23 protein-coding genes are annotated in these 19,792 nt (G+C 30.2%); 15 read left to right on the forward strand and 8 right to left on the reverse strand.

The features are described from left to right. Nucleotides 1-8 precede the first annotated feature (8 nt). Both ACWYN7_RS12455 and ACWYN7_RS12460 read left to right on the forward strand, forming a co-directional pair. Nucleotides 9-398 carry a (deoxy)nucleoside triphosphate pyrophosphohydrolase gene (locus ACWYN7_RS12455; protein ID WP_462860304.1) on the forward strand — a complete coding sequence of 130 codons (390 nt, stop codon included), beginning with the start codon at nucleotides 9-11 and terminating at the stop codon, nucleotides 396-398. Between the two features lie 73 nt (nucleotides 399-471). After that, nucleotides 472-1,182: a PmeII family type II restriction endonuclease gene (locus ACWYN7_RS12460; protein ID WP_462860305.1), complete on the forward strand. Its 711-nt coding sequence runs from the start codon at nucleotides 472-474 to the stop codon at nucleotides 1,180-1,182. Here the strand turns inward: ACWYN7_RS12460 and dcm are convergent. The 4 genes from dcm to ACWYN7_RS12480 form a co-directional block, all read right to left on the reverse strand. Continuing rightward, nucleotides 1,128-2,399, reverse strand: coding sequence for a DNA (cytosine-5-)-methyltransferase (dcm, locus tag ACWYN7_RS12465; protein WP_462860306.1), 1,272 nt, complete (start codon nucleotides 2,397-2,399; stop codon nucleotides 1,128-1,130). The genes ACWYN7_RS12460 and dcm overlap by 55 nt on opposite strands. Nucleotides 2,400-2,469: 70 nt before the next feature. Further along, a complete protein-coding gene (locus ACWYN7_RS12470; RefSeq protein WP_462860307.1) occupies nucleotides 2,470-2,781 on the reverse strand; it encodes a hypothetical protein in 312 nt (103 codons plus the stop codon). A gap of 129 nt (nucleotides 2,782-2,910) precedes the next feature. Continuing rightward, nucleotides 2,911-4,572: a SulP family inorganic anion transporter gene (locus ACWYN7_RS12475; RefSeq protein WP_462860308.1), complete on the reverse strand. Its 1,662-nt coding sequence runs from the start codon at nucleotides 4,570-4,572 to the stop codon at nucleotides 2,911-2,913. Between the two features lie 48 nt (nucleotides 4,573-4,620). Further along, entirely contained in the window at nucleotides 4,621-5,217 is a 597-nt protein-coding gene (locus tag ACWYN7_RS12480) for an NUDIX hydrolase (RefSeq protein ID WP_462860309.1), read from the reverse strand. 7 nt (nucleotides 5,218-5,224) lie between these two features. On the opposite strand from ACWYN7_RS12480, the gene pyrE reads away from it, so the two are divergent. Then, nucleotides 5,225-5,866, forward strand: coding sequence for an orotate phosphoribosyltransferase (gene pyrE / locus ACWYN7_RS12485; protein WP_462860310.1), 642 nt, complete (start codon nucleotides 5,225-5,227; stop codon nucleotides 5,864-5,866). A 13-nt stretch (nucleotides 5,867-5,879) separates the two neighbouring features. Then, a complete protein-coding gene (locus tag ACWYN7_RS12490; RefSeq protein ID WP_462860311.1) occupies nucleotides 5,880-6,269 on the forward strand; it encodes an SRPBCC family protein in 390 nt (129 codons plus the stop codon). Here the strand turns inward: ACWYN7_RS12490 and ACWYN7_RS12495 are convergent. Beyond that, nucleotides 6,266-6,997 carry a biotin--[acetyl-CoA-carboxylase] ligase gene (locus tag ACWYN7_RS12495; protein WP_462860312.1) on the reverse strand — a complete coding sequence of 244 codons (732 nt, stop codon included), beginning with the start codon at nucleotides 6,995-6,997 and terminating at the stop codon, nucleotides 6,266-6,268. The genes ACWYN7_RS12490 and ACWYN7_RS12495 overlap by 4 nt on opposite strands. An 87-nt stretch (nucleotides 6,998-7,084) precedes the next feature. Here ACWYN7_RS12495 and rsfS point away from each other — a divergent pair, with 87 nt between their 5' ends. Genes rsfS through ACWYN7_RS12530 form a run of 7 tightly spaced genes read left to right on the forward strand, consistent with a single transcriptional unit; the run spans nucleotide 7,085 to nucleotide 12,411 of the window. After that, the gene (gene rsfS, locus ACWYN7_RS12500) at nucleotides 7,085-7,453 is read left to right on the forward strand and encodes a ribosome silencing factor (RefSeq protein WP_462860313.1); all 369 of its coding nucleotides are present in this window, start codon (nucleotides 7,085-7,087) and stop codon (nucleotides 7,451-7,453) included. An 18-nt stretch (nucleotides 7,454-7,471) separates the two neighbouring features. Continuing rightward, on the forward strand, nucleotides 7,472-9,427 hold the full coding sequence (gene ftsH, locus ACWYN7_RS12505) for an ATP-dependent zinc metalloprotease FtsH (protein WP_462860314.1): 1,956 nt from the start codon (nucleotides 7,472-7,474) through the stop codon (nucleotides 9,425-9,427). 26 nt (nucleotides 9,428-9,453) lie between these two features. Next, complete coding sequence (locus ACWYN7_RS12510; RefSeq protein WP_462860315.1) at nucleotides 9,454-10,038, forward strand: LUD domain-containing protein; 585 nt, start codon at nucleotides 9,454-9,456, stop codon at nucleotides 10,036-10,038. Between the two features lies 1 nt (nucleotide 10,039). After that, complete coding sequence (locus ACWYN7_RS12515) at nucleotides 10,040-10,834, forward strand: phosphatidate cytidylyltransferase (RefSeq protein WP_462860316.1); 795 nt, start codon at nucleotides 10,040-10,042, stop codon at nucleotides 10,832-10,834. A gap of 2 nt (nucleotides 10,835-10,836) precedes the next feature. Next, entirely contained in the window at nucleotides 10,837-11,493 is a 657-nt protein-coding gene (locus ACWYN7_RS12520; RefSeq protein WP_462860317.1) for a phosphatidylserine decarboxylase family protein, read from the forward strand. Next, on the forward strand, nucleotides 11,468-11,770 hold the full coding sequence (locus ACWYN7_RS12525) for an acyl-CoA-binding protein (protein ID WP_462860318.1): 303 nt from the start codon (nucleotides 11,468-11,470) through the stop codon (nucleotides 11,768-11,770). Before ACWYN7_RS12520 ends, ACWYN7_RS12525 begins: the two co-directional genes overlap by 26 nt. After that, complete coding sequence (locus ACWYN7_RS12530) at nucleotides 11,767-12,411, forward strand: YceI family protein (RefSeq protein ID WP_462860319.1); 645 nt, start codon at nucleotides 11,767-11,769, stop codon at nucleotides 12,409-12,411. Before ACWYN7_RS12525 ends, ACWYN7_RS12530 begins: the two co-directional genes overlap by 4 nt. 4 nt (nucleotides 12,412-12,415) lie before the next feature. Here ACWYN7_RS12530 and ACWYN7_RS12535 read toward each other — a convergent pair whose 3' ends face one another. Further along, on the reverse strand, nucleotides 12,416-13,294 hold the full coding sequence (locus tag ACWYN7_RS12535) for a TIGR01777 family oxidoreductase (protein ID WP_462860320.1): 879 nt from the start codon (nucleotides 13,292-13,294) through the stop codon (nucleotides 12,416-12,418). 125 nt (nucleotides 13,295-13,419) lie between these two features. On the opposite strand from ACWYN7_RS12535, the gene ACWYN7_RS12540 reads away from it, so the two are divergent. The 4 genes from ACWYN7_RS12540 to ACWYN7_RS12555 are packed head-to-tail and all read left to right on the forward strand — an operon-like array spanning nucleotide 13,420 to nucleotide 17,121. Beyond that, complete coding sequence (locus ACWYN7_RS12540; protein WP_462860321.1) at nucleotides 13,420-14,544, forward strand: vWA domain-containing protein; 1,125 nt, start codon at nucleotides 13,420-13,422, stop codon at nucleotides 14,542-14,544. A gap of 58 nt (nucleotides 14,545-14,602) precedes the next feature. Beyond that, nucleotides 14,603-14,959 (forward strand): four helix bundle protein, encoded by a 357-nt coding sequence (locus tag ACWYN7_RS12545; protein WP_462860322.1) that lies wholly within the window; start codon nucleotides 14,603-14,605, stop codon nucleotides 14,957-14,959. 38 nt (nucleotides 14,960-14,997) lie between these two features. Next, nucleotides 14,998-16,449: a MoxR family ATPase gene (locus ACWYN7_RS12550; RefSeq protein WP_462860323.1), complete on the forward strand. Its 1,452-nt coding sequence runs from the start codon at nucleotides 14,998-15,000 to the stop codon at nucleotides 16,447-16,449. A gap of 51 nt (nucleotides 16,450-16,500) precedes the next feature. Then, entirely contained in the window at nucleotides 16,501-17,121 is a 621-nt protein-coding gene (locus ACWYN7_RS12555; RefSeq protein ID WP_462860324.1) for a class I SAM-dependent methyltransferase, read from the forward strand. Between the two features lie 28 nt (nucleotides 17,122-17,149). On the opposite strand, the gene ACWYN7_RS12560 is transcribed toward ACWYN7_RS12555, so the two are convergent. After that, nucleotides 17,150-17,503: a DUF6686 family protein gene (locus ACWYN7_RS12560; RefSeq protein WP_462860325.1), complete on the reverse strand. Its 354-nt coding sequence runs from the start codon at nucleotides 17,501-17,503 to the stop codon at nucleotides 17,150-17,152. Nucleotides 17,504-17,513: 10 nt separating this feature from the next. Further along, complete coding sequence (locus ACWYN7_RS12565) at nucleotides 17,514-19,712, reverse strand: PepSY domain-containing protein (protein ID WP_462860326.1); 2,199 nt, start codon at nucleotides 19,710-19,712, stop codon at nucleotides 17,514-17,516. Between the last annotated feature and the right edge of the window lie 80 nt (nucleotides 19,713-19,792).

A 19,792-nucleotide genomic window follows, 5' to 3' on the forward strand; every position in this document is an offset into this window, starting at 1 on the left:
TTTGTGTTATGGAAAAAAGAATTAAAGTTACTTGTGCAATCATTCAATTCAAAGATAAAATTCTAGCTGTACAAAGAAGTGATACAATGAAACTTCCTTTAAAATGGGAATTTGCAGGAGGAAAAATAGAAAAAGGAGAAACAGAAATAGAATGCATTAAAAGAGAAATATTTGAAGAATTAAATATTAAATTTGAAATTAAAAAAAGATTAACTCCTGTAGCTTATGAGTATCCTGATTTTAAAATTAAATTGATTCCTTTTTTAACTGATTATATTTCAGGAGAACTAATATTAAAAGAACATTCAGATTTTGTTTTAGCTCATAAAAAAGAACTAATTAACCTAGATTGGGCTGAAGCAGATGTGCCTATTTTGAAAGAATTTTTAGCATTATGAATCAAGGAATCTACGAAGAATTAGTTTGGGTTTGGCATAATCTTTATTTAATAAAAATGAATATATTTGATTTATGAGAGAAAGTGAATTGCTACAGGTCGTTACTGAATATTTTAAGGATAAAATTTTTGAAAATCATAAGATTAATGCTTTAAAAACGCATTCAAAACTTAAGTCTTATAAGATAAACCCAATCATAGTAAAATACCTTTCTAAAATTCTAGAAGATAATTTTACACCTATAGGAATAGCTAAAGCATTATATTACCCTAGAATATTAGGGACTTCTATAAATACTTCATTCGGAACTCGAATACAAAATATGTTTGTAGAGTTAAACCTTGCAAGTGGCTCTCTAATAAAAGGAATGGATATAGAATTTATTGATAAAATTGACAATCGAAAAAAATGGTGTCAGCTTAAATCAGGTCCAAATACTATAAATTCTGAAGATGTTAATCCGCTTTTAAAGAAATTTACAACGGTAACTAATCTTGCTAGAACTAATTCTATTACAATGAATAATTCTGATTTAGTTCTGGGAGTTCTATATGGAGAAAAAGACCAGCTCAGCCAACATTACAAAAAAATAGACACACAATTTCCTGTAATAATAGGAAAAGAGTTTTGGTATAGAATAACTGGTTTTGAAAATTTCTATACTAAACTAGTCTCTAATTTAGATTTAATGATTTTAAATCTAGATACAGAAGATTTCTTTAAAAAGGGTTACATTGCCTTATCTAAAGAAATTGAAGCATCTAATTTATTTGACTTTACATAGTATTTATTCAGAAATTTTACAATAGAATACCCAATTTCTTCTCCTAAATTACAAGGTACAGCATTTCCAATTTGTTTGTACTGTTGAGATATGGAGCCTGCAAATTTCCATTCATCTGGAAAGGTTTGAATTCTTGCATATTCACGAACTGTAAAAGGTCTTGTTTCTTCTGGATGACATCTTTCTGTTTGTTTTTGTGCAGGACTACAAGTTAATGTCAAGCTTGGTTCATCCCAACCAATTCTTCTAGCTATTCCTGTTTTACCTCCACCTAAATAGAAGCTTTTCCCCATATATTCTTTTTGAATATCTAATGGTAAATTTCTCCAATACCCTTTTTGAGGAACTAAATCTAAAACTGCTTTTTTGTGTTCTGGATATTTTGAACCTTCAGATTTTGGTACGTTAGAATTGTATAATTCGCCTTTTTTTAAAGCATCAACTAAGTTGTAAATTTTATTATGGGGTTTTGGATATTGATATTTAATGTCAATATCTTTTCTAATACCGACCATAATAACACGTTCTCTTTTTTGAGGAACTCTATAATTAATAGCTTTTAAAACTTGAACAGGAACTACATTGTATCCAATTTCATCTAAGATAGAAATCATTCCTTCTATGGTTTTTCCTTTATCATGAGATAATAAACCTTTTACATTTTCACCAATACAAATAAGCGGATTTACTTCTTTAACAACTCTTGCGAATTCGTAAAATAGAGTTCCTCTAGCATCATTAAACCCGAGTTTTTTACCTGCGTAACTAAAAGCTTGACAAGGAAATCCACCAGTAACAATATCTACTTTATTATTGTATTCAGAAAAATCGAAAGATGAAATATCTCCTTCTAAAATCTTCCAGTTAGGTCTGTTTTTACGCAAAGTATTACATGCCCATTTGTCAATTTCGTTAAGTGCAACACATTTAATACCTGATTTTTCTAGACCAATAGCTAATCCTCCTGCACCAGCAAATAATTCTAATACCTTAAACTCCTTTATGGGTGTTACAGAATTGTCTACAGTATCTTCATAATCTATAGAAAGTTGTTTCAGTAAATCGTTTACTTGCTCTTTTCTGTAAATTCTATATTGACTTATTGGTTCACGAGCAGCAACAAATTTTCCTTCTCTATCCCAACGCCTTAAAGTTTCTTTATTCTTTCCTAGAATTTGAGATACTTCATTTAGCGAATAATAATCTTTTGTAACCATATTATACAACCTTATACATTGGTTACAAATTTAATTTAAAAAATGAATAAAAAAAACTATTATTTTAAAATTAACATTTCTTCAAATCTGTTAATGAATTAATCCCAATTTTATTTAAGCTTTGTTGGTCAATTTTTCCTTCCATCATCAAAACTTCTAAATAACGAGCAAGTTGTTTTGTTAATAATTTAACTACAACTAAATCTTTAGCATATACAACTGTCGTTGGTGCAATAAAAAATTTCCAGTTCATGGCCTCTATTAAAACTCTAGACCTTTCACCATCTTCTCTAAATTCTAATACTAAATATAGTTGATTTGGATCTTCATCTACGTTTGGTGTATGAAATTTTACAACTTGGCCTTTTTTAAATGTTTTCATAATTTTTATGTTTTGTACAAAAATATTTTAAAAAGGTGTGGTTGTCAACATACAATAAGTATCCTTTTAAATTATAAAAAGCTCAACTTTTAAAAGTTGAGCTTTTTTTTATTACTGTATTATTAAACCCTAAAACTTATACTCTTTCAAAGGCTTAGGAAATTGTTCTGGATTTGCAGCCAAGTGGTATCTAGGATCATCAATATTTTCTTCGATAACCTCTTTAAAGATTGGCGAAGCTTTGTACAATAAAACTTTACAATCTTCGCTTAAATGTTTCAATACAATTTTTTTATCGGCTGCTTGGTATTTTTCTACTAAGGCAAAAATGGCTTCAATGGCAGAATGATCAGAAATACGAGCTTCAACAAAATCGATAACCACACTTTCAGGATCATTTTTTACATCAAACTTTTCGTTAAAAGCTGCAATACTTCCAAAAAATAAAGGCCCCCAAATTTCATAAACTTTTGTGCCATCTTCTCTAAAACGCTTTCTAGCTCTAATCTTTTTGGCGTTTTCCCAAGCAAAAGCCAAAGCAGAAACAATAACACCTAAAAAAACAGCAACAGCCAAGTCTACAAAAACAGTAACCGCAGATACTAAAATTAAAACAAAAGCATCCGATCTTGGTATTTTCTTTAAAATTCTAAAACTAGACCAAGCAAAAGTTTCTATCACCATCATAAACATAACCCCTACTAAAGCTGCAATAGGCACCATTTCTATGTATTTATCAGCAAAAAGAATAAAAGTTAACAGAGTTATTGTCATCATTACACCAGACAAACGTCCTCTACCACCAGCATTTATATTAATTACAGTTTGTCCTATCATTCCACAACCTCCAGTACCACCAAACAAACCAGAAATAATATTTCCAGATCCTTGTGCAATACATTCTTTATTTCCATTTCCTCGGGTTTCTGTCAATTCATCAACCAAATTCATGGTCATTAAAGTTTCTATTAAACCTACAGAAGCCGCTAAAAAAGCAGGCAATGCAATAAATTGTAAAGTATCAAAATTAAAAGGTAAATTTTGCCATAAAGCTAAATTCGGAGTTGGGAATTCGCCTTTTAAGCCTGTTCCACCACCTTCTATAATATAAGAACCTACAGTAGTCGTATCGATATTAAAACCAATTACAATTAAAGTAGTCACTAAAATTGCAGTTAAAGCTGCAGGTAATTTTTTAGTGATTTTTGGCAGCAACCAAATAATGGCCATGGTTAATAAAACCAAACCAATCATGGTATACAACTCAGTACCTTGCATAAAAGTACTTTTATATTCGTTAACGCCCTCTGCAGAAACCGATAAAGATTTATGCGAAAACATTTTTACCTGTGCAATAAAAATTACGATAGATAAACCGTTTACAAAACCCATCATTACAGAATGCGGAATTAAACGAACAAATTTTCCTAATTTAAAAACACCTGCAAAAATTTGAATGATTCCCATTAAAATTACACATGCCATTAAATAGAAAAAGCCCATATTTTCTACTGGCTGATCTAATAACATTCCTTTGGTATGTCCTTCAGAAATCATGTGTACAAAAATTACGGCTACAGCACCTGCAGCACCAGAAATTAATCCTGGTCTACCACCAAAAATAGCTGTAATTATTCCGATAATAAAGGCGCCAGAAAGTGCCATTAATGGGTCTATTTGTGCAACAAATGCAAAAGCAACTACTTCTGGAATCATGGCTAGAGAAACTGTAATTCCAGCTAAAACGTCGTTTTTAGCATTAGGTGTAATCTTTTTGATAAAATTTGTCATGTAGTTCGGCCTGTTTAAGACCGCAAATATAGTATGTTTTTTAGAAAACTACTTTGCTTTATAAGCAGCATGCACTAATTTAATGTTTGCGTAAGTATTTTTTAAAATATCTTCAATTTCATCCGTTTTTTTAAACGAAACCTCAGTAATTCCTTCTTCTAATTGCGGAATTAAAGGTGCATTATAATTGGAGTGCATTAAATACCAATGGGTTTCTTTTAAAATGTAACCATTTTGATGATAAATGTGATAAGTTGTAATTAATTTTTTTTCTATAGATAAATTAAAAATTCCACATTCCTCTTCAACCTCTCTAATAGCTGCAGATTCAATAGATTCGCCTTTTTCTATCCAACCTTTGGGTAAATCCCAAACTTGATTTCTAAAAATAAAAAGAATTTCTTTTTGGTTATTTACAACCAAACCCCCTGCTGCTGGTACAACTTTCAAGTTATTTGTAAAAGAAATCCAATCGTTCTCAATATCAGTAGAGTAAAGTGTAATTCCTTGTATGGATTTCTCCTTTAATTTTGTAATAATTTCATCAAAAGTAATATCGTTAAAAGCAAAAACAGGAAAAATACTTTTAATTTTCGATGATTGGGCAATAATAATTGGGCTATCATTTACAAAAACTTTATACATTTGCGGTATGATTTTAAACAAAGATACTGCAAAAAAAACGGCTGAACTTTTGCTGCAAATAAAAGCAATAAAGTTGAGCCCAACAGAGCCCTTTAACTGGGCTTCAGGATGGAAATCTCCAATTTATTGTGATAATAGAATCACTTTATCTTATCCTTCAGTACGTGTTTTCTTAAAAGAAGAAATTGCTAAAATTGCTGAATTAGAGTATGGCAAACCAGATGTTATTGCTGGTGTTGCAACTGGCGCTATTGCCATTGGTGTATTGGTAGCCCAAGAATTGGGTGTACCTTTTATTTATGTTAGACCCGAACCCAAAAAACATGGTAGAAAAAACCAGATTGAAGGGCATTTAGAAAGTGGGCAAAATGTAGTGGTTATCGAAGATTTAATAAGTACAGGTAATAGTAGCTTAAATGCTGTTGCTGCCTTAAAACAAGCTGGTGCTGTTGTAAAAGGCATGGTGGCTATTTTTTCTTACGGATTTGATGTGGCTGCAACTAACTTTAAAGAAAAAAATGTAAGTTTAACTACATTAAGTAATTACGAAAACTTGTTAGAGCAAGCTTTAGATAGTAATTACATTTCTGAAAAAGAATGGTTAACATTACAAAAATGGCGAGCCAACCCTAGTGAGTGGAATATTTAAAAGTAGATTATAAATGAACATAAAAGGTAACAAAGTAGTAGTACAAAAATCTCAAAAAGAAACGTTTGAGTTTTTAACAACATTAAAAAACTTTGAACAATTAATGCCAGAATCTATCCAAAAATTTGAAGTAGATGGAGATTCTTTTATTTTTGGTTTAAAAGGAATGCCAGAAATTCGATTGATTTTAAAAAGTGCTACTGAATATTCTAACATTACTTTAGGGGCTGCCAGCAGTAAATTAGATTTTGAATTAGTGGCAGATATTACTGCTATTGATGATACTTCTTCTGAAGTTCAGTTAGATTTTAATGGAGAGTTTAATGCAATGATGGCCATGATGGTTAAAAAACCATTAACCAGCTTTATTGATACGTTAACCGCTAATTTAGGAAAGGTTTAAACGAAAGAGATTTCTTTAATTCCGAATTCTGCTATGGTTTCGCCTTCTATTTCTACAAGAAGATTCCCAATATCAGAAATTCCTTTTATAACACCCATAAATAAAACACCATTTTTGTCTTTAAACAGAGATGGTGTTTCTATTCTGTATAAAACATCTAAATAGTCTTGTTCTAGTTTACTAAAATTTTTTAAAGTTAACTGCTGTATTCTATTTTCCATTTTACCTACCAAAGCTGTAAGTACATCGTCTAGATTGTAATTTAAACTCGTTAAATTCTTAAAAGAAGTTGCATTATCTAAATAATCTGGAAATTTTTCTTGATTTACATTTAAACCAAAACCAATAATACAAGAGTTTATTTCTTGGTTTTTGATACGATTGTCAATTAAAATACCACATAATTTTTTATTTCCTGACATTATGTCGTTTGGCCATTTTATAGAAATGTCTGGAATATTATAGTCAATAAGCAGGTCGTAAACAGCCAAACTAGCTGTAAAATTTAGGTACTTAACATCAATAATATCTAAATGTAATTCAGTAGCAAATATACTAGCAGTAAGGTTTTTAAAGGGTTCTGATTCCCAAGTTTTACTTTGTTGTCCACGTCCATTTGTCTGTTCATCTGCAACAACAACTGTAAAATTTTCTAATACATAATCTCTGCACAATTCCTTTAAAAAAGAATTGGTAGAATCAATGGCATTAAGTTTGATTAATTTCAATTGTTAAATAATGTGTAAACTAGTTCAAAAATACACAAAAAACTCATAAAAAAATAATAACTTTGCGATTAAATTAGAATAATATTAATGACAAAAAAACAAGTAAGCACAGACGATTTAATCGCTGTAATTATTAAGGGTATTGATGATGTTAAAGGAGAAGACATCCAATTATTAGATTTAAGGGAAATAGAAAATACAGTTTGTGATTATTTTATAATTTGTTCAGGTAATTCTAATACACAAGTAAATGCTATTTCAGGTTCTGTACAAAAAATAGTTAGTAAAGAAACTAAAGACAAACCTTGGCACATAGAAGGGCAAGGAAACTCTGAATGGGTTTTAATGGACTATGTAAATGTGGTAGTTCATATTTTTCAAAAGCATGTAAGAGATTTTTATGATATAGAAAGTCTTTGGGGTGATGCCAAAATCACCGAAATTAACCCGATTTAACCTATTGATTTTATAACAATGAGTGATTCAAATAAAGAAAATAAAAATAATATGCCAAAATTTAAATTCAATTCATATTGGATTTATGGCGCTATTTTAATTGTAATAATAGCAGTTCAGTTTTTTAGTAGCGGAGATTTAGCCTCAAAAAGTATTTCTAAAAATAAGTTCGATGAAATATTAAAAGACAACGATATTAAAGAAATTGTTGTTTTAAACAAAGATGTGGCTCAAATATTTTTAACGCAAGACGCTTTAAAAAAGGCAAAACACAAAGAATTTACAACATCTACTTTCTATAGACCAGGTTCTGCTGTGTACGAGTATAATTTTGGAGATCAAAGAACTTTTGAAGAAAGTGTTGCCAAAGCCAAGGAGGAATACGATTTAATTGTAGATATCGATAACCGAGAAAGAACCAGCATTTTCGATGCAATTATTGGTTTTTTACCGTTTATTATCCTAATAGCAGTTTGGTTGTTTTTTATGCGAAGAATGTCTGGAGCAGGAGGAGGCTCTGGAGGTGGAGGTCAAATTTTTAGCATCGGTAAATCCAAAGCAAAATTATTTGATAAAGACACAAAAGTAAAAACAACTTTCGAAAATGTTGCAGGTTTAGAAGGAGCAAAAGAAGAAATTCAAGAAATTGTAGATTTCTTAAAAAGTCCAGAAAAATATACCTCATTAGGAGGTAAAATACCAAAAGGAGCTTTATTAGTAGGTCCTCCAGGAACAGGTAAAACCTTATTGGCAAAAGCTGTTGCAGGTGAAGCTGGTGTTCCTTTTTTCTCTTTATCAGGTTCAGATTTTGTAGAAATGTTTGTGGGTGTAGGTGCCTCTAGAGTGCGAGATTTATTTAAACAAGCACAACAAAAATCGCCTTCTATTATTTTTATCGATGAAATTGATGCCATTGGTAGAGCACGTGGTAAAAACAGCATGACTGGTGGAAATGACGAGCGAGAAAATACCTTAAATCAATTATTAACTGAAATGGATGGTTTTGGTACAGATACCAATGTAATTGTTATTGCAGCTACCAATAGAGCCGATGTTTTAGACAAAGCCTTAATGAGAGCAGGTCGTTTTGACCGTCAAATTTATGTAGACTTACCAGACATTAGAGAAAGACAAGAAATTTTTGATGTACATATTAAACCCCTAAAAATTGCAGATGATGTAAATGTGGAATTTTTAGCGCAACAAACACCAGGTTTTTCGGGTGCAGATATTGCAAACATGTGTAACGAAGCTGCTTTAATTGCTGCCAGAACTGGTAAAAAAGCCATTCATCATCAAGACTTCTTAGATGCTGTAGATCGAATTGTAGGTGGTTTAGAAAAGAAGAAAAAAGTAATAACACCAAAAGAAAAAGAAGTTATTGCATTTCATGAAGCAGGGCATGCTACAGTAAGTTGGATGCTAGAACACGCTGCTCCATTAGTAAAAGTAACCATTGTACCTAGAGGACAATCTTTAGGAGCTGCTTGGTATTTGCCAGCAGAAAGAATGATTGTGCAAACAGAACAAATGTTAGATGAAATGTGTGCTACTTTAGGAGGTAGAGCTGCAGAAAAAATTATTTTTAATAAAATTTCTACAGGGGCATTAAGCGATTTAGAAAAAGTAACCAAACAAGCCAGAGCAATGGTTACTGTGTATGGTTTAAATGAAGAAGTGGGTAATGTTACGTATTATGATTCTTCTGGTAATGATGCTTTTGTAAAACCTTATAGTGAAGAAACTGGTAAAAAAATTGATAAAGAAATCTCTAAAATGATAGAGGTTCAATATCAAAGAGCTGTTGATTTATTAGCTCATAATAAAGAGAAATTAACAGTTTTAGCAGAATTATTATTAGAAAAAGAAGTTATTTTTAAAGATGATTTGGTAAAAATCTTTGGAAAAAGACCTTTTGAGGATAGTGATGTAGAAGTTCAAGAAATTAAGGAAGAAAACACACCTCTTCTTTAGATTTAATTTTTGTAGTATATTTTTGAATGAATTTTTTTAAGAAAATTTTTAGCATTACTGATAAAGAGGAAGAAGAGGTTCAAAAACAAGAAGTTAATCTTGCTCTTGACGATCTTTTTGCACATAATTTTATTAAAAAAGGAGGTAAATTTCTATACTGTGTAAATCAACAAGAGGTTGTTAGTAATTTTAAAAAAGTAATTGCAGAAAATAATTGGAAAGATATTTTTCTTTTAGATGCAAAATTAACGCCACTTATAAACAAAAATGATGTAAAATTGGTAAACTCTCTTGTAGAAGAACCAATAATTTTTACATCTTGCGAGTATCTAATAGCAGATAAAGGCGAAATTCTTTTTTCTTCGAATCAATTAAAAAGTACACGTTTAAAGGAGTTTCCTGATCACTTTATCGTTTTTGCCACTACAAGTCAGTTGGTTAAAGATACAAATCAAGGATTAACAGGTATAAAAACCAAGTTTAAGAAAGATTTACCTACAAACATATCGTCTATAAAAAATTATACGCTAAATAAAAGTGAGGATAACTTTTTAAACTACGGCAACAATAACTCAAAAAACTTATATTTGTTCTTGCTTGAAGATTTATAATATGCGCAACCTTTTAAGAAGGAGTTTTTCTGGAATTGTTTACATTTTAATTTTTATCTCTGCGATTCTTTTTTCTAAAGAATCTTATATAATATTAATATCTATATTTGGATTTTTATGTATTTGGGAGTTTTCTAAGCTTTCTGAATTAAAGAATTACGCTGCTTATCTTTTTTTTCCGTTTATTTTGTTTTTGTTAATTAAAAGACAAGATAGTTTTGCAACTGTTGGTATTTTAATTATCAATCTATTATCGTCTTTGTTTTTAGTATACCAGTTATTTGCCAAAAAAGAGATTCATTTTTCTGATGATAGAGCTAAGTTAGGCATCACTATTCGTTATGTAATTTTTTCGATGTGTTTTTTGGTTTTATTGCCATTTTACGAGAATAATTTTCATCCTTATTTAATGATCAGTATTTTATCGATCATTTGGGTAAATGATTCTTTTGCTTTTTTAGTAGGTAAAAATTTTGGTAAACATAAATTATTTCCATCAGTATCACCCAAAAAAACCATAGAAGGCTTATTAGGTGGTTTGGTGTTTTCGTTATTAACCGGATTTTTTATAAGTAAGTATAACAAAGATTTTTCAACTCTAAATTGGCTTATTATTGCAGTAATTGTATCTTTAGTGGGCACTATTGGAGATTTGGTAGAATCTAAGTTTAAAAGACAAGCTAACATTAAAGATAGTGGTAATATTATGCCAGGTCATGGAGGTATTTTAGACAGGTTAGATAGTTTGTTGTTTGCTGCTCCGTTTGTATATTTGTATATTAATTATATCATTTAACTATGTTCCGATTTCATAAAGAAGGCTATAAAATAATTCTAATTACACTAGTTTTTGCTTTGGCAGCCATTTTATTGGCAGAAAAATTTATAGCAATCAATTGGTTGGTTAAAGCAGTACAAATTCTTGTAATTGGTTTTGTAATTATTGTACTTCAATTTTTTAGAAATCCGAAAAGAGTTGGGGTTTTAGAAGATCATACCATTATTGCACCCGTAGATGGTAAAGTAGTTGTAATTGAAGAGGTAGAAGAACCAGAATATTTTAAAGACAAAAGAATTCAAGTATCTATTTTTATGTCGCCAATTAACGTGCATGTTACAAGATATGCAATGAGTGGTATTATAAAATATAGCAAATATCATCCAGGTAAGTATTTAGTAGCATGGCATCCAAAAGCGTCTACTGAAAATGAAAGAACAACTGTTGTTATAGAAAATAACACAGTAGGTGCTATTTTATATAGACAAATAGCAGGTGCTTTGGCAAAACGAATTGTTAATTATGCAAAAGAAGGAGAAAATGTAGTGCAAGGTACAGATGCAGGATTTATAAAGTTTGGTTCTAGGGTAGATGTTTATTTACCTTTAGGGACTAAGATTAATGTAAAATTAGGAGATAAAGTTAAAGGTGGTGTCCAAGTTATCGCAGAAAAATAGTAATTTAGATGATTTAGATAAAGAGTTTGAAATAGCTTTTGAAAAAATATCTGAATTAAAAGAAGCAGTTGCCCCAGACAATATGCTAAAATTGTATGCCTATTACAAGCAAGCCACTTTTGGAAATAAGTTTACGTTTAACAGCGGGTTAGACGTTAGAAATGGGTTTAAATTTAATGCTTGGATGCAATTGAATGGTATGTCTGTAGAAGATGCCAAAAAAGAATACATTTTACTAGCAAATAAAATTTTAAACAATAAAAAACAACAGTCATGAAAAAAATAAGTATCATTTCTTTTTTAATTATTGCAACAGCATTTCAGTTTACAGCTTGTAAATCTGAAACTAAAAAAGAAGAAAGTAAAGAAGAAACAAAAGAGGTAATTACAGTAGTTAAAAAAAGTACTGCTCCTTTTGCTGTAGCTAATGCAAAAAACGATATCAATTTTACAGCATACAAAACCACAGAAAAAATTGGGGTTGGTGGTGCTTTTAAAAAAATAGATATACTTTCTGGAGGAGAAGGAAACTCTGTAAAAGAAGCGATGAACAATACAGAATTTTCAATACCTGTAAGCAGTTTAGCAACAAAAGACAGCAGTAGAGATTTTAAAATTAGAAAGTTTTTCTTTGGTGCTATGGAAGATACCAAATTACTAACGGGTAAATTGTTATTAACTACAGATAACGATGGTATTGCTAAAATTACGATGAATGGCCAAACTGAAGATGTACTTTTTACTTACACTATTGTAGACAAAACTTTTAACATGAAAGCTACTATAGATGTTAATAATTGGAATGCAGGTAAAGCTTTAGCCTCTTTAAACGAAGTTTGTAAAATTTTACATACTGGTGGAGATGGGGTTTCTAAAACTTGGAGTGAAGTAGCTTTAAACATTACCACTACATTTTAAGGTTTTAAAATAAATGATCTAACGCTTTTTTAAGCGATTTAAATCGGAAAGAATATCCATTCTTTTCGATTTTTTTTGCGGAAACTCTACTACCTTCTAGCAGAATTTTTGCCATATCACCAAATAAGATTTTTAATAAAAAACGAGGCACTCCAAATCCTATGTATGGATGTTTGATGCTCTTTGCCAATGCTTTAGAAAAAGATTTGCTGGTTTGATGATCTGGAGCAACCGCATTAAAAATTCCTGAGCTATTATTTTCGATACAATGCACATACATTTGGCATAAATCATCTATATGAATCCAAGGCATATATTGTTTGCCAGAACCTAGAGGAGAAACAATGGGCGTTTTCATTTTTTCTAAAGCGCCTCCTTTTTTAGATAAAACAATTCCAGTTCTTAAAATGCTAACAGGCACCTCTAACGTTTTAAATTGATGAGCAGCATCTTCCCATTTTTCACAAACTTCACCTAAAAAATCACGACCAACTTCATCTGTTTCAACAAAAATATGCTCAGAAGTAACAGCACCATAATACCCAATTCCTGAGGCAGAAATAAACCCTTTAAGTGCAATTTGGAATTCTTTAACTTTGTTAAAAAGTAAGTTGGCTGATTGTACTCTGCTGTCTATAATTATTTTTTTTCTTTCGGCTGTCCAACGTTGATCAGCAATTCCAGCACCCGCTAAATGAATGATGTAATCTGCATTCAATAAAGCTTTTTTGTCGATAAAACCTGTTGAAATATCCCATTTATATTCATTTTTATGCTTAGGATTTCTGCTTAGAATAACAACTTCATGATTGTTTTTCAATAACATTTCTGTAAGTCTTGTACCAACCAAACCAGTACCTCCTGTAATAATTATTTTTGCCATAGTGTAAAGATAATTTATTTTTTGTTTAATCTTTTTTTAATTTGATAAGACAAATTTATATGTACATATAATAAAGCAATGTTAATCTTTACTTTTTAAGAAGATAAAACTGTATTTTTATATTGATGAAAAACAACAAAAAAAGAAAAGGATTTATCTTTAAAACCTACCAGGCAGAAGAGCAATCTCCTTTCGAGAAACTTTTCGAAATTTTTAAAGAATTAATTACACATACTTCTGGCGATTTTGATGAAGCCATAGATTGGTTGCGCTCTTTAGACAAAGAATACAATCTTACTGATGAAAATTATACCATAGACGATTTTATTGAAGATTTAAAGAAGAAAGGCTATATTAAAGAAGAAATAAAAGGCGATGGAACTGGAGGTACAAAAATTACTCCGAAAACAGAAAGAGCCATTCGTCAGCAAGCATTGAATCATATCTTTGGTAAAATAAAACGCAGTGGTTCTGGAAATCATAAAAGTAAATCTCCAGGAATTGGAGATGAGCACACAGGAGATTTTAGAGCCTATCAATTTGGAGATGCTTTAGACAAAGTTTCAGTTACAGAAAGCATTAGAAATGCACAAATTAATAACGGAATAGACAGTTTTAATTTAACTGAAAATGATTTAGTAGTAGAAGAAACTTTACACAAAAGTCAGATGAGTACTGTGTTGATGATTGATATCAGTCATTCCATGATTTTGTATGGTGAAGATCGAATTACACCAGCCAAAAAAGTAGCTATGGCTTTGGCAGAGTTAATTACAACTCGATATCCAAAAGACACTTTAGATATTTTGGTTTTTGGGAATGATGCTTGGACTATAAAAATTAAAGATTTGCCTTATTTGCAAGTTGGGCCTTATCATACAAATACAGTAGCAGGTTTGCAATTGGCAATGGATTTATTACGCAGAAAGAAAAATACCAACAAACAAATTTTTATGATAACCGATGGTAAACCAAGTTGTTTGCGTTTGCCTGATGGACAATATTACAAAAACAGCAATGGTCTAGACAAATACATTGTAAACAAATGTTATGCAATGGCTCAACAAGCCAGAAAATTGCACATTCCAATCACTACGTTTATGATTGCACAAGACCCTTATTTAATGCAATTTGTACGAGCATTTACACAGGCCAATCAAGGTAAAGCATTTTACACTGGTTTAAAAGGTTTGGGAGAAATGATTTTTGAAGATTACGAAACGAATAGGAAAAAAAGAATTAGAGGGTAAAAATTGAATAAAGAATATAGAATAAAGAGAAAAGAGTAAAAGACTTAAAAATTTAAAGATGAAAAGACATAATTATAAAAATTTGAAAATCTGGCAAATGGGTTTAAAATTGTCTTTTTTAATTTCTGATATTGTAGACAGTTTTCCTAAGCACGAAAGATATGATTTGTCTTCTCAAATAAGTCGATGTTCAATTTCGATTCCAAGTAATATTTCTGAAGGATCTTCCAGAACAAACAAATCTTTTAGTCATTTTTTAGATATTTCTCTTGGTTCTAGTTTTGAATTAGGAACACAATTATTAATAGCACATCATAAAGAATATATAAACACTAAACAATTAGAAGAGTTAGAGAATTTAATTTCTGAATGGCAAAGAATGACTATGGGTTTCCTAAATGGTCTCAGTAAATAGTCTTTTCTCTATTTTCTATACTCTCTTATCACAATAATATGAATATAAAAACATTAGGAGAATTAAAAAAATCAGGATATCAATCAAAATCGATAAAAGATGAGTTGAGAGAAAATCTGATTAGTAAAATGATGAACAAAGAAACTGCTTTTAAAGGCATTCATGGTTACGAAAACACAGTAATCCCAGAGTTGGAAAGAGCTATTTTAAGTAAACATAATATAAATTTATTAGGTTTAAGAGGTCAGGCAAAAACAAGATTGGCTAGATTGATGTTGAATTTGTTAGACGAATACATTCCTGTTGTAACAGGTTCTGAGGTTAATGATGATCCTCTAAACCCAATATCAAGATATGCTTTGGAGGTTATCAAAGAAAAAGGAGACGAAACACCGATTTTTTGGTTGCATAGAAGTGAGCGATTTGCAGAAAAACTAGCCACTCCAGATGTAACTGTAGCCGATATTATTGGTGATGTAGATCCTATAAAAGCGGCAAACTTAAAATTGAGTTATGCAGATGATAGGGTAATTCATTACGGAATGATTCCAAGAGCCAACAGGTGTATTTTTGTGATTAATGAGTTGCCAGATTTACAAGCACGTATTCAAGTGGCATTGTTTAATATTTTACAAGAAGGAGATATTCAAATTAGAGGTTTTAAATTGCGTTTGCCTTTAGATATGCAGTTTGTGTTTACAGCAAATCCAGAAGATTATACCAATAGAGGTAGTATTGTTACGCCTTTAAAAGATAGAATTGGTTCTCAGATTCTAACACATTATCCAGAAGATATAGAAACTGCAAAAATAATTACCCAACAAGAAGCCAAAAATGTTGAAAAAGACTTTATTAAAGTACCAGAATTGGCCAAAGATTTATTAGAACAAATTGTTTTTGAAGCCAGAGATAGCGAATATATAGATGCAAAAAGTGGTGTTAGTGCACGTTTAAGTATTTCTGCCTATGAAAATTTACTAAGCACAGCCGAAAGAAGAGCCATTTTATCTGGAGATACAGAAACCATGATTCGTTTACATGATTTTGACGGAATTATACCTGCCATTACAGGTAAAGTAGAATTGGTGTATGAAGGGGAACAAGAAGGTGCACAAGTGGTTGCAGAAAACTTAATTAAAAATGCGATAAAAACTTTATTCCCAACCTATTTTCCAGAAATTAAAAAACTAGAAAAACAAGGAGAAGAATCACCTTATGATGCTATTGTGTCTTGGTTTTTTAATGCGGATGAAGATTTTGAGTTGTTAGACGATTATGCAGAAGAAACCTATAAAAATGAATTAGATAAAATAAAACCTTTAGATGATTTCTTAAAAGAGTATCAACCCAATATGAATACCTCAGACAAATATTTTGTAAAAGAATTTGTGTTGTGGGCTTTGGTAGAGTTTAAAAAACTAAGTAAATATCGTTTTGCAGAAGGCACACAATTTAAAGATCCTTATGGTAATTTTATCAACGGATTGTAATTTTAATCAAAAGAGCTCAATTTTTCATCAATTTATAAAAAAAAACAGTCAATGAAAGAAATGTGGGATAAAAGATATGCAAATAGCAATTATGCATATGGGATAGCGCCTAATAAATTCTTTAAAGATGTTTTAAATCGGTATCAATTAACAGGTAAAATATTATTTCCGGCAGAAGGAGAAGGTAGAAATGCAGTTTATGCAGCAAAAAAAGGTTTAGATGTTACCGCTTTTGACATTAGTGTTGAAGGAAAGAAAAAAGCCTTAAAACTAGCCGAAAAACAAAATGTTGAAATACACTATGAAATAGGGAATTTGTTTGATTTAGATATTATTTATAATAAATACGATGCTGCTGCATTGATATTTGCTCATTTTCCAACAGATATTTTAAGCACCTATCATCAGAAAATTGCAGAGTTAATCGTTGAGGATGGTATCATTATTTTAGAAGGTTTTAGTAAAAATCATTTGCCTTTACGCAATGCAAATCCAAAATTAGGAGGGCCAAATCAGATAGACATGTTATTTTCAGTTGAAATGATTAAAAAGGATTTTCCTGGGTTTGAAATTATTAAATTAGAAGAAGTTGATGTGGAATTAAAAGAGGGTGATTTTCATAATGGCGTAAGTAAAGTAATTCGATTTATTGGTAGAAAGTTAAAAGGCTAAAAATAGCGTTTTTTAGAATGAAGTTTTTTTAATTTAGAATAAAAGGATAATTAATTTGTTCAAGATTTATAAATTCATTGTTAGGATTTTCTTTCAACAATAAGAGTATTTTTAATTCTTCAATTTCCTCTAAACTAAATACTAACACTAAATTTTGATGCAAGGTAGTTACAGGTATTTTTCTTTGTTTGGTGGTATGCGCATAATATTCTAGCCAATATGCTACATCTATATTGGCAATATATTTTCTGAACTCTAAAAGTTGATGTTTATCAAATTGAAAATATACATTATTGTAGGTTAATGCATAATTTTTGCAACCATCACAAACAACAAGTTCGCCATTTTTTACACTTGATATGATTCTAGAATTTTGACACATACACCTGTATTTAATAACAATCTGTTTTAATTTGATGGTTCTCTTGATAAATTTTTAAAGGTGTTTTTAAAGCATTTTCTGTAATTCTGTTTAAAACCTCTGTAACTCCATTTAACATGTTTAAAGACCCACAAATTAAAATTTCACCTCCATTTTTTAACGTATTTGCTATTAAATCAGCATCATTTTTTAAAAGATCTTGCACATAAATTTTAGTTTCTTGTTCTTGAGAAAATGCAGTTTTACAAGAAGTTAATTGCTTGTTTTTTAAGGCAATTTCAATTTTTTCTTCATAAATTTTAAAAGATTCTCTAGTTCTACCTCCCCAAAACAAATGTACTTTACTTTTACTGTTGTGGTTTATCATCCCTAAAAACGGAGCAATTCCTGTTCCGTTGGCAATTAAAAGAACTTCTTTGGCTTTTTTAGGAAAGTGAAAGCTTTTATTTTTATGAATCGAAGCAACAATTTTATCATTAGTTTGTAGCGAATTTAAATAATTAGAACACACACCAAACTCATGTTTTTTAATGCTCAACAAAATCTTATTATCAATTTTTGCAATAGAATACAACCGTTTTTTAAATTCGTTTTTTGGAGTAATTGAAAGCAAATCTCCAGAAGTAAATTTTATTTTTTTTGATGGTTTTAATTCAATTAAAAAAGTATTATCAACATTACTTTCAGTTTTATCGAGAACTGTAAAAATTTCTTCTTTTTGTTTTTCGTTTTGTAAGTCTTCTTGATTGATTTTTAGGTTTATCCTATAAAAGGAATTCCACTCTTTTAACCAAGTTTTAAAAGAAGCAAAAGATTGATTGTCAATTTTAAAAATAGGCAAAATAGGCACAAAATTTTCTTGTAATTGCAGGGTAGAATGTACCAAAATTGCATATTGGCAATAGGCTTTGTAATCTGTAGAACCAAAACCTACTACCGAAAATTGTAAAGTGTTTTTTTGTGGTGTCTTATCGAATTTAGATAGAAATTTATTTGCGTTAATTGGCGCTTCTCCATCACCATAAGTAGCTGCAAATACAACTATGTTTTTTGCGTTTTTATAAGTAGTATAACTGTTTAAGTTTGATATAAAAACCTTTTTATTAGCTGTTAGCAATGCTTTGTAAAATGCAGTGGCAAAGTTATAAGTACTTCCGGTTTCAGAACCTACCAAAATGATAAATTCAGCATCATCTTTGCTAAACTTATTTTTAATAACTGAAGTATTTTTTCTTCTTTTAATAGTAAGTGAAAAACCAGAAAAGATAAAAAATAGAATAGCAAAACAGGCTAAAAGCAACACAATAGACCACAAAATTGAACCTTTACCAGTATGTAAAACTAAACTGTAATAAGAACCTAAATTAGTAAAAGACTGTTTTTTATTGCTTACAATTTGTCCATTAAATTGATGAACAGCAAATTCATTATCAATAGTTTTTAGGTAAAAATAATCTTCTTCATCCGAAGAAAAAGGGAATTCTAAACTTATTACATCCGCTAATCTTGTAGTTTTAAAAACTTCAAAATCAGAAGGTTTTAGTTGAGTTGTTGTATTTGTATAAGCTTCGTTTTTTTGATGTTTATTTTTATCCTTTGGTAATAAAGAAAATTTTTCTAATGATAGATAAACACCAGTTATTGTAATAATTATAATCGGAATTAAAAACCATCTACCAAAAACAATATGGTAATATTGATTAAAGTCTTCTTTTATAATTCTAGAGAAAATCTTAAGAAAGCCTCCTTGTCTTTTAGCAATTAAAATAACTCCAGAAATGGCAATTAATAAAAGTAAAAAAGAAACAAAACCAATAAGAAAACGTCCTGTAGATTTTAAAAATAAAGATCTGTGTAAGTTGGTTGCAAATTCAAAAATAGGTGCTTTTTCTATTAAATCACCCACTTTTACTCCCGTTTTTGGGTTTATGTAAAAGGTTTCACTTTTGCCATCTTTTGTAATTACAGAGGCACTTACAAAATTATTTTCATCAACTTCTAGAGTAATAGTTTCATCATATTTTTCTGATAAAATTGCAATGGTTTTTGCAATAGAAACTTCTTCTGTATCTACAGCAGCATAAGGTTGTAGTTGATTTGAAATTGGCTCAAAGGCTAAAATTATTCCTGTAATCGAGGCAATAATAATAAAAAGGGCCGTAGATAAAGCCAAGGTTAGGTGGCTAAATCTCCAAATAGAAATGGTCATAAATTGTGGCTGGTTCTGACTATTGATTTTAGGGTATAATATCCACTGATTTAAAACTTTAAATCAGTGGGTATTTGTTT

The organism is Polaribacter sp. M10 (assembly GCF_054968445.1).

Bases quoted from the DNA above. Each gene is read 5' to 3' on its own strand.
- ACWYN7_RS12455 (WP_462860304.1), top strand. From the start codon at position 9: ATGGAAAAAAGAATTAAAGTTACTTGTGCAATCATTCAATTCAAAGAT.
- ACWYN7_RS12460 (WP_462860305.1), top strand. From the start codon at position 472: ATGAGAGAAAGTGAATTGCTACAGGTCGTTACTGAATATTTTAAGGAT.
- dcm (WP_462860306.1), bottom strand. From the start codon at position 2,399: ATGGTTACAAAAGATTATTATTCGCTAAATGAAGTATCTCAAATTCTA.
- ACWYN7_RS12470 (WP_462860307.1), bottom strand. From the start codon at position 2,781: ATGAAAACATTTAAAAAAGGCCAAGTTGTAAAATTTCATACACCAAAC.
- ACWYN7_RS12475 (WP_462860308.1), bottom strand. From the start codon at position 4,572: ATGACAAATTTTATCAAAAAGATTACACCTAATGCTAAAAACGACGTT.
- ACWYN7_RS12480 (WP_462860309.1), bottom strand. From the start codon at position 5,217: ATGTATAAAGTTTTTGTAAATGATAGCCCAATTATTATTGCCCAATCA.
- pyrE (WP_462860310.1), top strand. From the start codon at position 5,225: ATGATTTTAAACAAAGATACTGCAAAAAAAACGGCTGAACTTTTGCTG.
- ACWYN7_RS12490 (WP_462860311.1), top strand. From the start codon at position 5,880: ATGAACATAAAAGGTAACAAAGTAGTAGTACAAAAATCTCAAAAAGAA.
- rsfS (WP_462860313.1), top strand. From the start codon at position 7,085: ATGACAAAAAAACAAGTAAGCACAGACGATTTAATCGCTGTAATTATT.
- ftsH (WP_462860314.1), top strand. From the start codon at position 7,472: ATGAGTGATTCAAATAAAGAAAATAAAAATAATATGCCAAAATTTAAA.
- ACWYN7_RS12510 (WP_462860315.1), top strand. From the start codon at position 9,454: ATGAATTTTTTTAAGAAAATTTTTAGCATTACTGATAAAGAGGAAGAA.
- ACWYN7_RS12515 (WP_462860316.1), top strand. From the start codon at position 10,040: ATGCGCAACCTTTTAAGAAGGAGTTTTTCTGGAATTGTTTACATTTTA.
- ACWYN7_RS12520 (WP_462860317.1), top strand. From the start codon at position 10,837: ATGTTCCGATTTCATAAAGAAGGCTATAAAATAATTCTAATTACACTA.
- ACWYN7_RS12530 (WP_462860319.1), top strand. From the start codon at position 11,767: ATGAAAAAAATAAGTATCATTTCTTTTTTAATTATTGCAACAGCATTT.
- ACWYN7_RS12535 (WP_462860320.1), bottom strand. From the start codon at position 13,294: ATGGCAAAAATAATTATTACAGGAGGTACTGGTTTGGTTGGTACAAGA.
- ACWYN7_RS12540 (WP_462860321.1), top strand. From the start codon at position 13,420: ATGAAAAACAACAAAAAAAGAAAAGGATTTATCTTTAAAACCTACCAG.
- ACWYN7_RS12545 (WP_462860322.1), top strand. From the start codon at position 14,603: ATGAAAAGACATAATTATAAAAATTTGAAAATCTGGCAAATGGGTTTA.
- ACWYN7_RS12550 (WP_462860323.1), top strand. From the start codon at position 14,998: ATGAATATAAAAACATTAGGAGAATTAAAAAAATCAGGATATCAATCA.
- ACWYN7_RS12555 (WP_462860324.1), top strand. From the start codon at position 16,501: ATGAAAGAAATGTGGGATAAAAGATATGCAAATAGCAATTATGCATAT.
- ACWYN7_RS12560 (WP_462860325.1), bottom strand. From the start codon at position 17,503: ATGTGTCAAAATTCTAGAATCATATCAAGTGTAAAAAATGGCGAACTT.
- ACWYN7_RS12565 (WP_462860326.1), bottom strand. From the start codon at position 19,712: ATGACCATTTCTATTTGGAGATTTAGCCACCTAACCTTGGCTTTATCT.